The sequence below is a fragment of the Spirosoma lacussanchae genome, from assembly GCF_005870035.1.
Taxonomy (GTDB): Bacteria; Bacteroidota; Bacteroidia; order Cytophagales; family Spirosomataceae; genus Spirosoma; species Spirosoma lacussanchae.
This window is the reverse complement of record NZ_SWJG01000001.1, coordinates 699,640-713,008: the sequence shown is the minus strand read 5'-3', so window position 1 is coordinate 713,008 and position 13,369 is coordinate 699,640. Positions and strand designations below refer to the sequence as shown.

Annotated in this window: 16 protein-coding genes; 14 read left to right on the top strand and 2 right to left on the bottom strand. The window is 51.3% G+C overall.

The features are described 5' to 3' along the window. The first annotated feature begins 1 nt into the window (after position 1). From FBR45_RS02945 to FBR45_RS02885, 14 genes are all read left to right on the top strand, one after another. A complete protein-coding gene (locus FBR45_RS02945; protein ID WP_138501891.1) occupies positions 2-415 on the top strand; it encodes a ribonuclease P protein component in 414 nt (137 codons plus the stop codon). Between the two features lie 65 nt (positions 416-480). Beyond that, positions 481-2,148, top strand: a complete 1,668-nt coding sequence (locus tag FBR45_RS02940) for a S41 family peptidase (protein WP_138499168.1) — start codon at positions 481-483, stop codon at positions 2,146-2,148. Positions 2,149-2,227: 79 nt separating this feature from the next. Further along, positions 2,228-2,944 carry a tRNA (adenosine(37)-N6)-threonylcarbamoyltransferase complex dimerization subunit type 1 TsaB gene (gene tsaB / locus FBR45_RS02935; protein ID WP_138499167.1) on the top strand — a complete coding sequence of 239 codons (717 nt, stop codon included), beginning with the start codon at positions 2,228-2,230 and terminating at the stop codon, positions 2,942-2,944. 197 nt (positions 2,945-3,141) lie between these two features. Further along, the gene (locus FBR45_RS02930; RefSeq protein WP_138499164.1) at positions 3,142-3,774 is read left to right on the top strand and encodes a helix-turn-helix domain-containing protein; all 633 of its coding nucleotides are present in this window, start codon (positions 3,142-3,144) and stop codon (positions 3,772-3,774) included. 173 nt (positions 3,775-3,947) lie between these two features. Continuing rightward, positions 3,948-4,169, top strand: a complete 222-nt coding sequence (locus tag FBR45_RS02925) for a hypothetical protein (protein ID WP_138499162.1) — start codon at positions 3,948-3,950, stop codon at positions 4,167-4,169. Between the two features lie 90 nt (positions 4,170-4,259). Then, complete coding sequence (locus FBR45_RS02920) at positions 4,260-4,463, top strand: hypothetical protein (protein ID WP_138499160.1); 204 nt, start codon at positions 4,260-4,262, stop codon at positions 4,461-4,463. Between the two features lie 601 nt (positions 4,464-5,064). Next, on the top strand, positions 5,065-5,235 hold the full coding sequence (locus FBR45_RS26300; RefSeq protein WP_171044822.1) for a hypothetical protein: 171 nt from the start codon (positions 5,065-5,067) through the stop codon (positions 5,233-5,235). A gap of 54 nt (positions 5,236-5,289) precedes the next feature. Then, on the top strand, positions 5,290-5,832 hold the full coding sequence (locus FBR45_RS02915) for a hypothetical protein (protein ID WP_138499158.1): 543 nt from the start codon (positions 5,290-5,292) through the stop codon (positions 5,830-5,832). 282 nt (positions 5,833-6,114) lie between these two features. Continuing rightward, positions 6,115-6,543 (top strand): hypothetical protein, encoded by a 429-nt coding sequence (locus FBR45_RS02910; RefSeq protein WP_246082088.1) that lies wholly within the window; start codon positions 6,115-6,117, stop codon positions 6,541-6,543. After that, positions 6,540-7,061 carry a peroxiredoxin family protein gene (locus FBR45_RS02905; protein ID WP_138499156.1) on the top strand — a complete coding sequence of 174 codons (522 nt, stop codon included), beginning with the start codon at positions 6,540-6,542 and terminating at the stop codon, positions 7,059-7,061. The genes FBR45_RS02910 and FBR45_RS02905 overlap by 4 nt, the downstream gene beginning before the upstream one ends. A 116-nt stretch (positions 7,062-7,177) precedes the next feature. Then, complete coding sequence (locus tag FBR45_RS02900; protein ID WP_138499154.1) at positions 7,178-9,307, top strand: peptidase domain-containing ABC transporter; 2,130 nt, start codon at positions 7,178-7,180, stop codon at positions 9,305-9,307. 77 nt (positions 9,308-9,384) lie between these two features. Beyond that, the gene (locus tag FBR45_RS02895; protein WP_138499152.1) at positions 9,385-10,161 is read left to right on the top strand and encodes a type III pantothenate kinase; all 777 of its coding nucleotides are present in this window, start codon (positions 9,385-9,387) and stop codon (positions 10,159-10,161) included. A 279-nt stretch (positions 10,162-10,440) separates the two neighbouring features. Next, positions 10,441-11,094 (top strand): hypothetical protein, encoded by a 654-nt coding sequence (locus FBR45_RS02890; protein ID WP_138499150.1) that lies wholly within the window; start codon positions 10,441-10,443, stop codon positions 11,092-11,094. 339 nt (positions 11,095-11,433) lie between these two features. Next, positions 11,434-12,117 (top strand): hypothetical protein, encoded by a 684-nt coding sequence (locus FBR45_RS02885; RefSeq protein WP_138499148.1) that lies wholly within the window; start codon positions 11,434-11,436, stop codon positions 12,115-12,117. Between the two features lies 1 nt (position 12,118). Here the strand turns inward: FBR45_RS02885 and FBR45_RS02880 are convergent, their stop codons facing one another. Both FBR45_RS02880 and FBR45_RS02875 read right to left on the bottom strand, forming a co-directional pair. Next, entirely contained in the window at positions 12,119-12,316 is a 198-nt protein-coding gene (locus FBR45_RS02880) for a ribbon-helix-helix domain-containing protein (protein ID WP_138499146.1), read from the bottom strand. 77 nt (positions 12,317-12,393) lie between these two features. Beyond that, positions 12,394-13,248: an SPFH domain-containing protein gene (locus FBR45_RS02875; protein ID WP_138499144.1), complete on the bottom strand. Its 855-nt coding sequence runs from the start codon at positions 13,246-13,248 to the stop codon at positions 12,394-12,396. Positions 13,249-13,369 lie beyond the last annotated feature (121 nt).

Sequence of the window (13,369 nt, the reverse complement as noted above, 5' to 3'; positions counted from 1 at the left end):
GATGCAGCAAACCTTCACCAAATCCGAGCGGCTTTGCAGCAAAAAAATTCTGGGCGAATTGTTTAAGAAAGGTAGCGCGTCGGTCCAGACGTTCTACCTTTTTCCGTTTCGGGTGCTCTATCTGTCGGCACCCGCCCCGCCCGATGCCCCCCCTCCTCTGCCGGCCATTGTGATCACCGTTCCCAAGCGCGGCTTCAAGCGCGCCGTTGACCGAAACCTCATTCGACGACGCGTACGGGAAGCCTACCGGCTCAACAAAGCGCTGCTCAGCAGCCGGGCCGACTGGTTTAGCCCGGCACCCGGCCAGGCGCGCCCTACGGCCATTGCCTTTCTTTATACCGCCAAACAGATTATTTCGTTTGAAGAGATAGAAAAAGGTATGAAATTAGTACTACCAAAAGTCGTGAGCCGATAGCCATCAGTTAGTCCTGCTGAGTGCTGTTTCCGAACGGCTTACGACTACTGACTGTCAACTGACTTATGCGCCTTCCCAAACGTTTTACGCTCCTTGCCTCCTCGGTCCTTGTGGCAGGCGGTATCGGGTTCTTCTCGTTCAAAACCGACGACCGGTTCTTCGAGATTGCCCGTAACCTCGACATCTACGCTACGCTCTTCAAAGAGCTGAATTTGTATTACGTAGATGAGGTGAATCCCAACCGCATGGTCAAGACCAGCATCGATGCCATGCTGAAAGCCCTCGACCCGTATACCAATTTCTTCGCCGAAGATGAAATTGAAGATTACATGACCATGACAACCGGCCGCTACAACGGCATTGGGGCGCTCGTTGGCCAGCGGCAGGGTAAAAGCATCGTGCTGATGATCTACGAAGGTACACCGGCCGAAAAGTCGGGGCTGCAGATCGGCGACGAAATCGTGAAGATCGACGGGATCGACCTCAAAAGCCGCAAAGATGCCGACCCCGGCAAACTGCTGAAGGGGCAGAACAATACGGCCGTTAAACTGACAGTTCGCCGGTTTGGCCAGAAAGACCCCGTCGACGTGAGCGTTACCCGCGATGTGGTGAAGATGACCAACGTGCCGTACTACGGCATGATCAACGACGAGGTGGGCTATATCGACCTGAAAGACTTCACCGCCACAGCTTCGCGCGAGGTAAAAACCGCGTTTCAGGAGCTGAAAGGGAAAGGCATGAAAAAGCTGATTCTCGACGTCCGCGAAAACCCCGGCGGTCTGTTGAACATGGCCATCGACATCTCGAACATTTTTATTCCGAAAGATTCGGAGGTCGTAACGACCAAAGGCAAGGTAACCGAGTGGAACAAAACCTACACGGCCCTCAACCCTCCCCTCGACCTCGATATGCCCATCATCGTACTGACCAACAGCCGCAGTGCGTCGGCCGCCGAGATCGTATCGGGCGTTATTCAGGATTATGACCGGGGCGTACTGGTTGGCCAGCGGACGTTTGGCAAGGGGCTGGTACAAACCACCCGCGAGCTGTCGTTCAATACCAAGCTGAAAATCACCACGGCCAAATACTATATTCCGAGCGGGCGCTGTATCCAGGCCATCGACTACAGCCACCGCAACCCCGACGGTAGCGTTGGTAAAGTGCCCGATTCGCTCAAAACGGCGTTCAAAACCAAGGCTGGCCGGGTTGTGTACGACGGCGGTGGCGTATTGCCCGATGTGGTCGTAGAAGCTCAGACACCAACCCCCATTGCATTGAGCCTGACCAACAAAGGGCTGATCTTCGACTATGCGGTCAAGTACCGGAGCGAACATGCGACTATCAAACCGGCCCGCGAGTTTCGCCTGACCGATGCCGAGTATGCCGACTTTACCAAATGGGTAGCCGATAAAGAGTATGATTATACCACCCAGGTCGAGAAAGATCTCGGCACGCTCGAAGCATCGGCCAAAAAAGAAAAATACTTCGATCAGATTCAGGATCAGCTCAAAGCCCTGAAAACCAAAGTGTCGCACAGCAAAGACGCCGACCTGATGACGTTCAAGAACGAGCTTAAAACGCTGCTCGAACAGGAAATTGCGGGTCACTATTACCTCCAGCATGGCATCAAGGAAGCCTCTTTTGCGACCGACCCCGAACTGAAAGCCGCCCTCGACGTCTTCAAAGACATGGGTCGCTACACCGCCATCCTCAAAGGCACCAAATCAAAATAACGATGAGCGATGAGTGCTGAGCGATGAGCAACTGACAGCACTCATCGCTCAGCACTCATCGCTCAGCACTTTTTACTGAATGCTTCTTCTTTCCATCGATACGTCCACGGCGTCCTGTTCGGTAGCTGTACACGGGGGCAACGGCCCGGATGCGGCTACCTTGCTGGGTTGTTACGAACTCTTCACCGAGCGTACCTCGGCGGCTATGCTCACCACCCTGATCGGTGATGTGGTGCGGCATACGGGGCATGAACTGGCCCAGCTCGATGCGATAGCGATCAGCAAAGGCCCCGGCTCGTATACCGGCCTGCGCATCGGCGTCTCAACGGCCAAAGGGCTTTGTTTCGCCCTCGACAAACCGCTGCTGGCGATCAATACCTTACAGGCTATGACCGAACAGGTGCGCCAGTACGCCACCCTGTCCTCGGAACAGCCCGTACTGTTCTGTCCCATGATCGACGCCCGGCGTATGGAGGTATACTGCGCGTTTTACGACATAACCGGCCGGGAAATTAGGCCCACGGCGGCTGAAATCATCACGCCCGACTCCTTTGCCGACCTGCTGGCCAGTAGCCGGGTGCTCTTTTTCGGCGACGGAGCCGCCAAATGTCAGCCCACGCTGGGGCACCACGCCAACGCTCTATTCCTCGACCAGCTCATCATCCCCTCGGCCCGGACGGTTGGTCAACTCGCCACCAAGGCCTTCGCTAGCGGCCAGTTTGAAGACCCGGCTACCTTCGAGCCGTTCTATCTCAAAGAGTTCATGACGACCCAGCCCAGGCGGGCAATAGCTTGACCGCAAGCTACTTATCGACACCAGAAACATTACATTTTCTCTATATAAGTCGCTACTGCCAGCCGCGAGAAAACGCTGCGCCCATTCTGGTATCATTTTGTTGGTTAGGTAACCATGTTCGTGAGTTAGCATGACTTATAATGCCTCTCTCCGTCAGAGGATAGTTACGTGCTGTTGACGTCTCTACCCCACCGTTCATGTCCCTGATTGCTTTATGTTCCCGGCGCTTGTTAACCCTACAGATATCGGCCGCTTCGGACGCGGCTGCGTTGCTCTGGCGCACTCCGCAAACCAATGCGATTGTGTTTCGGCAACGAGTCAGTACCGAACAGCCACGCTTTGCCTTAATCACCCAGGATTACCTGCAGGACGCTCCGCTGTTTACTGACCTGCGGGCGGGCAGTCCCGAAACACTGCTGATCGTTTGTCTCGAAACCAGTTCGGTGATGACAAAACCGCTCTGGAAACTACTGGACAATCTGGAGTTCGATGTTCTTTGTACGGTTCCCGAACTCACCGACTGTTTAGTAACGCTAAAAGCCGGGCGGTTTTTCCAATCGGCCCTGCTCCAGACAGCAGCTACTTATAGCATCAACGAGCCGTTTCCGGGCTGGCACAGTCTCTCCCCTGCCGAACGCCGGGTACTGCGCGGTGTATCATCGGGACAAACGGGACCGCAAATTGCCGACACCGAGTGCCTCAGCCAGAAAACAGTGAATAACCATAAACTAAATATAAGCCAGAAGCTGGGTATATCGGGTGGCCCCGGCAGCCTGACCCGCTGGGTAATGGCCCACCGCGAAACGCTGCTACTACTGTTGGCCGACTAAGTAAGTTTCGGGTAAGTAATAAGCAAAATTGCCCATCTAAAAAAGGTAAGTTTACCCACAGAAAAAGAGCAAGTTTGCTCATGCGCCGGGGTTGTTCGTGTATCACTTTTGTCTCGTCAAGCGCGCGACAAAGGCGGATGCCGAAAAGCCTGAAAGAGAGTAGGTTAATCATCATGTATTTCATGGATATGAAGCGGTTGTCTGACATTGATATGGCTACTATTGAAGGTAGTGGTAAAGTTGGGTGTGCAGTAGCAGTAGCAGGATTTGCTCTTGGCGTAGCAGGGCTTGCTATGACTGGAGTTGGAGCGCCCTTAGCAGCTACCCTAGTAGCTAGCCAAGGATATGTAGCAGGAACGGTGGGTTTAATGTCCTGTTTTACTAACAAATTTTAGTAAAAGTCAGTAACTTTATTTTGACACTGACATCTATTTTTCTACTGAGTAAATTCAATAGAAAAATAGATGTCATCAACCAAAATTAATATGAATAAGAAATTATTTAAAACGGTGTTGATGTACACATCGTTTACATTCTCAGGCTTAACCTTTGGATATGCACTATACAGCGATCTCAAAGATAAAGAGTTAGTATATGCTCTTTGCACAGGAATAGGCACTAATCTTACAGGTATTGCCATGCTCATAGATTTGAAACAGAGAAACGCCAATCTGAATAATCCAAACTGAATTTTCAAGGCTTACACCCGTTGACATGTATTTCTGTTGAAAATTTCATTGTCGAGCAGAAGTCAGATACAACTCCTTGCAAGCATCCTAACAGGCAACGAGGTAGCGTTTTCACGATAATTAACAAGAAAAAAAATAGGTAGTGGATGCAGTTATACTCGAAGAAAAATTAATTGACAAGCAAGCCAATTACTGTATCGAAAAACAGGTAATTAATAAGCCGATTATTTCGTCACAACCTACTATTGATATTAGAAAGTAGGCCATCAATACCTCATTATCAGTGATCGCTGGCGTGGCAAACTTATATCTACACATAAATCCTTAGGCCGTCTTTGTTTGCGTTGACTTACAAGTCTGGCTGGAATCAATTCTCCTGTGATCCGTCAAGTAACGCTACTCCTGGCCGACTAGCTACGTTATAGGTAAGTAATAGGTAAAGTTGCCCACCTAAAAAAGGTAAGTTCACTCACAAGAAAAGAGCAAGTTTGCTCATGCGCCGGGGTTGTTCGTATATCACCTTTGTCTCGTCAAGCGCGCGACAAAGGTGGATACCGAAAAGCCTTAAATAGAGTAGGGAACGTGTATTATATTTTTCAACATGAAAAAGCTGACTGAAGCACAGATGATAGCCACACAAGGTGGTGCCAATTTCTGGAAATGTTTACTGGGAGTTGGTCTGATAGTTCTTGGAGCAGTTGAAGCCGTTGCCCCCCCTATTGCCGCTGCTGGTATAGCCGGCGGTGTTGTACTGGTTGACAAGCACTGTTAGTTATTTACCCCCGAAAATAATTTTCGGGGGTAATCCTATCCGTTATCTACCAAAATGAAAGCCCTATTAGTTGTAGTAACAATGTGTATTTCTTTACTGGGCAAGTCCCAGCAAATAAATTACACAGGTAACATGATTCTGTCGAGTGCATTCAGTAATAGTTCCATTCAGGTTAATGATGGCAATGAACATTTTGCACGTATTTATCCGACAGATTATGGTCGACTAACTATTGACGTAGGTGGATTACAGTACTTTTTGACTGCCAAGAAGAAGTATTTAGTCATCGCCAACGTAAAAGGCGATTCAATTGGTTTGTTAAAAGGTCGGAAAATTTTCTTCCAGGGCAAAAGCTACAGACTAAGTTACCCGCCAGGCCGTGATTTACGCATCACGGGACCAGATAGAGTGGTAAGAGGCCGCTACCAAGCTAGTAAAGCACTGCGTGGAAGCTTCGAATTAACTATTGAAGCTAACTCTGCAGACAAGTCTCTAGCAGGGATTATGTTATATCTACTTACTCAGAAAGTAGCAATTGATAATGATAGTGGTTCTTATTGGCTCTTAGGCTTGACTTATCTGCTGGGTAATTCTTAGGCAGTAATTGTTCACTGATTTTGCCACAATAAATCGATGAATTTCTTAACAGATCCAGTACAGCGTAAGCGGTCTGCCCATGAAAGTAACATTTGGTTTGTATATACGGCGACCTCTCTTGTCAGTGTTTTTCTAGCTGTTGCGGTAAATCATCTGCTTATATCCGATGGGTTATATTTTAATGCTTTGGCAGAGCAGATGACTTATGAGCAAATTGAAAAGACTATCTCGCAAAACCATAAATGGGCTTGGCTTGGGTATATTTTGCTGCCCCTATACTGCTTGGTAAAGTTTTCTCTCGTCGCGTCCTGTCTGAGCCTTGGTTATTACTTCGCTACGAATCGGTGGGCCTACAAAGCCTTTTTTCGGGTAGCCATACAGGCTGAGTTGGTGCTGCTATTACCCGCTCTAATAAAGCTGCTATGGTTCCTGTTTGTACAAACCGACTACAGTTTACAGGATTTGCAGGTGTTTTATCCGCTTAGTCTGCTCAATCTGCTCGATGTTCATTCCGTTGAACCGTACCTATTTTATCCGTTGCAGCTGCTCAATTTATTTGAGTTGACTTACTGGCTGATGCTGGCCTACGGTGTGGCGGAGGTGGTGGGCTGGTCATGGCAGCGCGGGCTGGGTATGGTAGCGGCTTCGTACGGCTCAGGGCTACTCGTGTGGGTAATGTTCGTCATGTTCTTAACCGTTAGCCTGTCATGAACCGCTACGCAAAATGGGCCTTACCCCTACTAGTGCTGGGTCTGATGACCTACTTCGGTTGGGGATTCACCAGCGCCCTAAGCCGCAAACGCGAAGAAGCTGAGCGCATTCATACACTACCCGCCTGTGCGGTTACGCCCCTGTCGGGCGGGCCGATTCGGCTGGCGGCTACGGGCCGTCCGCTGGTGCTGGTTTATTTCGACCCCGACTGCGACCATTGTCAGCGTGAAGCGGATGAACTACGGCAGAACGCCCACCAACTGGCCCATACCGACGTCTGGCTACTGTCGGCGGCTCCGTTGACGGCCCTAAACGCTTTTGCCCAAACCCACCAGCTTGACACAATCAGTAATCTGCACGTAGCACACATAACCCAACAAAAAGCTTACGACACCTTCGGCTTTACGTCTGTTCCCGACGTACTGATCTATCACGCCGACGGGTCGCTGGCCAAACGCTTTCGGGGCGAAACCAGCGTAACAGCCATAGCAAACTATACAGCCCCTTTACCCAAATAAAAGCGGCCTGTAGCCATCACAATTCTTACTACCCACCACTATGGAACAGATTATATCAGTTCTCTGGCTACTGCTTTGCCTGCTATTTGAGCAATTGACCAAACCCTCGTGCTGACATGAAGCCGTTAAACTACCTGGAACGAACCCTGATACGCCAGCAGGGGCAGGCTGACTGCGGTGTGGCTTGTCTGGCTTCAGTTATGGCGTACTACGGTGGGCATAGCCGGCTCGAACGACTACGCGAACTCAGCGGTACCGATACGCAGGGAACCACTTTACTGGGACTCCATCAGGCCGCGCAGCAACTTGGTTTAGAAAGCGAAGGACTACAGGCCGACTCCATCGAAAACCTGAAAACCGATGTCAGCGGGCCCGTTATTCTGAACGTATTGATAGATGACAGGCTCCAGCACTACGTGGTCTGCTACGGCTGGGATAACATAGCTGGAATTTTCAGTATCGGCGACCCGGCAAGGGGTATTGAGCACTACACCACCGAGGAGCTGACGGCAATCTGGCCCTCCAGAATATTACTGGCCCTGACGCCCAACGCATCGTTCGTCAAACAAACCGACGAAAAGGTCGCCAAACGGCGGTGGCTTCTCGGATTAATTCGCGACGACATACCCTTACTGGCCATTGCCACGGGGCTGGGTATTGTCACCGCAGGGCTTGGCCTGTCAACCGCCATTTTCTCGCAAAAGCTGATCGATGAAATCCTGCCCCGGCATGACACAAAGCGGCTTTTACTGGGACTGGCCCTGTTGGCGTTTCTGCTGGTGGCGCGGGCCGTTGTTGGGTATCTGCGTGGTTTCCTGCTGAACCGCCAAAGCCAGGACTTTAACAACCGCATGGTCAACCGGTTTTACGGAGCGTTGCTCTATCTGCCTAAGTCGTTTTTCGATAGCCGCAAAACCGGCGAGCTGGTAGCCCGCCTGAACGATACCAGCCGCATTCAGCGCAGCATCAATCAGATCACGGGCGTGGTAGTTATCAACGCGCTGGTCCTGCTGGTGTCGGCAGGGTATCTGTTCACCTACTCGGCCTGGATTGGCCTGCTGAGTTTGGTGAGTATACCCCTGTATGGTGGGCTAGCCTGGTTTTTTCACAAACCAATTCTCGACGGTCAACGCGATGTGATGGCTGCTTCGGCCCACACAGAAAGCAATTATGTCGATACCATTCAGGGAATCGATGTCATTAAAACCAGCAATCGGGAGCCGTTCTTTCAGGAGATAACTACTTCCGTTTACAGCTTCTTTCAGAAAAAAGCCTACTCACTGGGGCTGGTAGGTTTGCGTTTCTCGCTGCTGGCAGAAGTTACCGGTGCGTTGCTGATTGTTGGCCTGATGGCTATTACATCGCTACTGGTGGTGCAAAAAAGCCTGCAACTGGGTGAGATGATGGCCATCCTGACACTGACCGGCACCATTCTACCCGCCGTTGCCAGTCTGGCCCTAACGAATATCCAGCTGCAGGAAGCCAACGTAGCCTTCGAGCGGATGTACGAGTATGCGCAGCTTGACCCCGAGCACCCGGCAGCCATACCACAAGCCGATTTTACCTTTAGCTCAGTAACGCTACATGACGTATCGTTCCGGTTCCCGGGCCGACCCACGCTTTTAGATCGCGTGTCATTGACCATCCACAGAGGTGAACAGGTGGCTTTATTAGGCGAAAGCGGCAGTGGGAAAAGTACGCTCCTGCAACTCATTCAGCGATTTTACAAGCCAGAAACGGGACGGATAAGCGTAAACGACACCGATTGGGAACGCATCGACACCCCAACATGGCGGCATGGACTGGGTGTAGTGCCACAACATATTAAGCTGTTTAGCGGCACCCTGCTGGATAACATCTGCCTCGGAGATACCATCGGCGAAGCCGATGATATTGTTGATTTTTGCCGAACCTATGGCTTTGCAGCCTACTTCGAGCAATTTCCACAGGGTTATTTTACCCGCCTTGGCGAAGATGGCGTAAACCTGTCGGGCGGGCAACGCCAGCTAGTCGCACTGGCCCGAGCCTTGTACCGCAACCCGCAATTTCTTCTGCTCGATGAGCCTACATCCGCAATGGACCAGCACACCGAGCAATTTGTGATGAATCTGCTGGACAATTTACGCCCGCAGCTCGCCATTTTACTCATTACCCACAAGCCACAACTAGCAACTACGGCAAACCGGGTTTATCGGCTCATTAACCATACTTTACACGTCTACGAAAGCGAAGTGCTGCCCATATAATGCCTGACTAGCCAGGCCAATCCACCAAACGATATATTTTTGCGTTACTTTGCGTCGGGCCATCTCCCCTTGTTTCCGTGCAGATCATTGTTGATATCGGCAATACCGACGCCGTTTTCGGTCTTTATAACCAAACCTCCTGGCAGCACGTCTGGCGAACACCCGCCCGAATCGATGAACCGGCTCAATCGTACGAAGCCCGGCTACGTCTCTGGCTCCTAGAAACTAACGTTACCCTCAGCGCTGTACAGACAACGGTCCTCAGCAGCGTGGTGCCAAACCTGACGCCTACCATGCGGACCATGCTGACCGAACTGTTCGGCTTCGAGCCGATTGTGGTAGGGCCTGGTGTTTATCCGCTGCTGCCACTCGAGATTCTACGTCCGCACGAGATCGGCACCGACCTTGTTGCCAACGCACTGGCCGCTTACACCCGCTACCGGCAAAACTGCGTTGTGGTCGATTTTGGCACCGCACTTACCTTCACCACCGTGTCGGCCGAAGGGAAAATACTGGGCGTAGCCATTGCACCCGGGCTGAAAACCGCCATCCGGTCCCTCTTCGCCAATACGGCCCAGCTGCCCGAAGTGCCAATCGAGGTACCTGCCTCGGCCCTGGGCACGAGTACCACCCACGCCATCCAGGCTGGCATTGTGCTGGGTTACGAGGGGCTGGTTCGGTCGCTGGTTGAGCGGATACGTGCCGAACTGCATAACGACTGTATAGCCGTAGCTACCGGCGGGCTGTCGGGTCAGATTCCGTCGCTGAAAGATGTGTTTACCGCCGTTATCCCCTCACTGACACTCGACGGGGTTCGGCTGATTGGCGAAACCGTAACGGCTTCACAGGTCTGACTGTCAGGCAGCTGTAGTCTTCGTTTCTACAGAATTGAGGAGCCATTTACTCAAAAAATTTTCGGCTAAAATGTTAGCCTGCACCGAAACAACTGGAGCGGATTTGTATAGTCCGTTTTAAGTCAAATAAATGCCTATTGGTCCAGTGGAATAATACAATTATTGACCTACCAGACCCAATGCCCCGCTGGTAATCGACTAGTGGTCAACCTGGCAGGGTTTTTTCTACACGCACGCTGTCTGGCCCCATACCGGGCCTTTCGATTGATAGACAGCGTTATGAAAAACTTATTTCTTTCTGTAATAACAGGACTCATGCTGACCGGAGCGGGCGGCATAGCAGCCCCCGTCTGGAGTACGGGCGAACTCCAACTGGCTAACGGCACTTTGCTCAAAGGTGAACTCAACTATAACTGGAAAGCAGAAATCGTCCGCTACCGGCAGGGCGATGTTGTCAAGGCCTACTCGGCTCTTCAGGTCAGCAATTTCCGGTACTTCGATACCAATCAGAACACCCTTCGGAAGTTTGTCTCCGTCCTGTATCCATTCAAATCGAAGCAGGTGCGACCCCAGTTTGCCGAAGAGTGCACCGCCGGGCCACTGACTGTTTATCGGCAGCTCCGGCCTACGCGGGAGATGCTCAAAATTGGTAATTCCATCGCTACCGAGGCCGATCCCGAACTGGTTAAAAACATCGATAACTTCGAGTACTTCGTGGTAGACGGACAGGATATAGTTCGTTTGCGGGATTTCAGCCGTACGCTCTGGCCCCGCATGTGCGACGAGTTTGGCCAGGCCCTGCAACAGTATGTCATCAAACGCGACCTGAATGTAAATACCACCCTGACCCGACTGCTGCTGATCAACCATTATAACTACCTCAAGATACAGGCCGTAACGGAACCGGAGGAAGTGCCATCGCTGGGCCGATGACATCCGGTGACCCGATTTTGCGCAGGAGGTAACTCACAAACGGGTTACCTCTTTTTGTATTTTTTCAGGCCATCCGGCTTGCATCTGTAATTCTTTGGACCGCTCAGTAAATTAACTATCTGGTTTTTAGTCTATTGTTTTTTCTACAAATACCATCGATATGTCTATTTCTCCTATCCGTCCAATTTAGTCTGTACATTATTAAAACACAAGGCATATGACTATTTAAAGGCCTGTTAACAAGATACTTAGCTTGTCGTTTATTTCAATAGCTTCGTTTAGATCAACGTGGCGCGGTAATTATCTGTGCTGCCGACATTCCGCAAACTGAATACAGCTATGAAACGACATGACGCATCAACTTTACTGGCATTTATTGTACTTTTCCTCTCTCAGGTAACGTTGGCAAAACCACCCTTGCCTGTCTGGCGATCGGGTCAGCTTACCTTCTGGAATGCGGCTTCAGCGCAGGGCGAGCTAGCCTATAACTGGTCGGCAGAGATGGTGCTGCTGAGGTTGCCTACCGGACAGATTCGTACGTACTCGGCCAGTCAGGTCCGGCAGTTTGGCTGGTTCGATACCAACCAGCACAAACAACGAACCTTTGTCTCGCTGGCCCGCAAACGTGTCGACGAGCAAACGGCGCATGGTTTCTACGAAGTATGCCTCGACGGCTCACTAACGGTAGTTCGCCAGCTTAAACGCCAACGAGGCTGGCTCAGCCGCTCGTTTCATCGGCCCGAACAGCTGATTGATACGCCCGAACTGGCCGATCTGCAGGAGCCGTTCAATTACTTTGTTTACGATGAGGGTCAGTTTCTGACATTCGAACGGTTTTTCCCGGATATCTATCACCCGCATATGACTAGCCAGAGTCGCGAACTGGATGAGTTTGTGCTTAGCCACAATCTGAACGCCCGTACTATTCTGGGTCAGTTGATCCTGGTCGACCGGTACAACAACCTGTCGAAAAACGGGCAGCAAACGGCCTCCGCCCGAACGTCCAGCCCAGGGTCTGAATAAGTCAGTCGGCCCGATTGGCAGGCTCGGGCGGATCGTTTGTTTCGCCCGCCTTCTGTTTCCGGCGTTTCCGCAACGCATCGTTCAGCAGATATTCGATCTGGCCGTTTACGCTCCGAAACTCCTCCTGCGCCCAGCGTTCCAGCTCCTTCAGCGTTTCTGGCTGTATCCGTAATACAAACGCTTTTTTTTCTGATGCCATAAGGAAGCAAGAAAAAGAAACGAACCGACAGAACGGACAGGTATGTACCTGTCCGTTCTGTCGGTTCGTTTCTCCTGTTAGTTATATAGTGTACCGGCATTCACAACCGGACTGACCGATTTCTCTCCGCAAAGTACAACCAGCAGGTTACTGACCATGGCCGCTTTCCGCTCTTCGTCCAGCTGCACCACATCTTTTTCGGCCAGCCGGGCCAGCGCCATCTCAACCATACCAACGGCTCCTTCTACAATCTGCTTCCGGGCCGACACCACCGCCGTAGCCTGCTGGCGCTGGAGCATGGCTCCCGCAATTTCGGGCGCGTAGGCCAGGTGACTGATGCGGGCTTCCATAACCCGAACGCCCGCCTGACTCAGCCGCTCGTCGAGTTCCTGCTCCAGGAATTTGTTGATCTGACCCGTATTGTCGCGCAGGGTGACCGTCTCGTGTTCGTCTTCCATATTGTCGTAAGCGTGTGAGCTGGTCAGGAAGCGCACAGCGGCCTCGGACTGAATCTGCACAAAAGTCTGGTAATTATCGACATCGAACAGGGCTTTGGCAGTATCGGAAACCTGCCAGACCACCACAGCCGCAATTTCGATGGGGTTCCCCATTTTGTCGTTTACTTTGATGGTTTGTCCGTTGAGGTTTCGGGCGCGCAGACTGATCTTTTTCTTGCTGTAGAGCGGATTCACCCAGCGCAGGCCGTTTTGCTTCATAGTGCCTACATAATCGCCAAAGAAGGTGCAGACAACAGCCTCGTTTGGGTTGATAACGGTAATACCGATAAAGAGTACGACAGCTGTCAAAAACAGGAGCGCAGCTACGAATACGTTCAGGTTGGCCCAGGCCACGGCCGTTGAACTGACTAAACAAACGATAGCAGCCAGCAGCAATACATAGCCAGACAGGGAGGTAAGTGGTTTTTCGTTCATGATTCAGGAATTGATAGTAGTTTGATATCACAATAATACTACACAACTCTGTTGAACACTACAGATTGGGACAAACGGTCGGGGCTGGCAATCAGCGGTCAGTTACAAACGCATCCTGTAA

Excerpts from the sequence above, each read along its gene's own strand:
- FBR45_RS02890 (WP_138499150.1), top strand. The coding sequence starts at position 10,441 with ATGAAAAACTTATTTCTTTCTGTAATAACAGGACTCATGCTGACCGGA.
- FBR45_RS26300 (WP_171044822.1), top strand. The coding sequence starts at position 5,065 with ATGAAAAAGCTGACTGAAGCACAGATGATAGCCACACAAGGTGGTGCC.
- FBR45_RS02880 (WP_138499146.1), bottom strand. The coding sequence starts at position 12,316 with ATGGCATCAGAAAAAAAAGCGTTTGTATTACGGATACAGCCAGAAACG.
- FBR45_RS02945 (WP_138501891.1), top strand. The coding sequence starts at position 2 with ATGCAGCAAACCTTCACCAAATCCGAGCGGCTTTGCAGCAAAAAAATT.
- tsaB (WP_138499167.1), top strand. The coding sequence starts at position 2,228 with ATGCTTCTTCTTTCCATCGATACGTCCACGGCGTCCTGTTCGGTAGCT.
- FBR45_RS02925 (WP_138499162.1), top strand. The coding sequence starts at position 3,948 with ATGTATTTCATGGATATGAAGCGGTTGTCTGACATTGATATGGCTACT.
- FBR45_RS02875 (WP_138499144.1), bottom strand. The coding sequence starts at position 13,248 with ATGAACGAAAAACCACTTACCTCCCTGTCTGGCTATGTATTGCTGCTG.
- FBR45_RS02920 (WP_138499160.1), top strand. The coding sequence starts at position 4,260 with ATGAATAAGAAATTATTTAAAACGGTGTTGATGTACACATCGTTTACA.
- FBR45_RS02905 (WP_138499156.1), top strand. The coding sequence starts at position 6,540 with ATGAACCGCTACGCAAAATGGGCCTTACCCCTACTAGTGCTGGGTCTG.
- FBR45_RS02900 (WP_138499154.1), top strand. The coding sequence starts at position 7,178 with ATGAAGCCGTTAAACTACCTGGAACGAACCCTGATACGCCAGCAGGGG.
- FBR45_RS02930 (WP_138499164.1), top strand. The coding sequence starts at position 3,142 with ATGTCCCTGATTGCTTTATGTTCCCGGCGCTTGTTAACCCTACAGATA.
- FBR45_RS02885 (WP_138499148.1), top strand. The coding sequence starts at position 11,434 with ATGAAACGACATGACGCATCAACTTTACTGGCATTTATTGTACTTTTC.
- FBR45_RS02915 (WP_138499158.1), top strand. The coding sequence starts at position 5,290 with ATGAAAGCCCTATTAGTTGTAGTAACAATGTGTATTTCTTTACTGGGC.
- FBR45_RS02940 (WP_138499168.1), top strand. The coding sequence starts at position 481 with ATGCGCCTTCCCAAACGTTTTACGCTCCTTGCCTCCTCGGTCCTTGTG.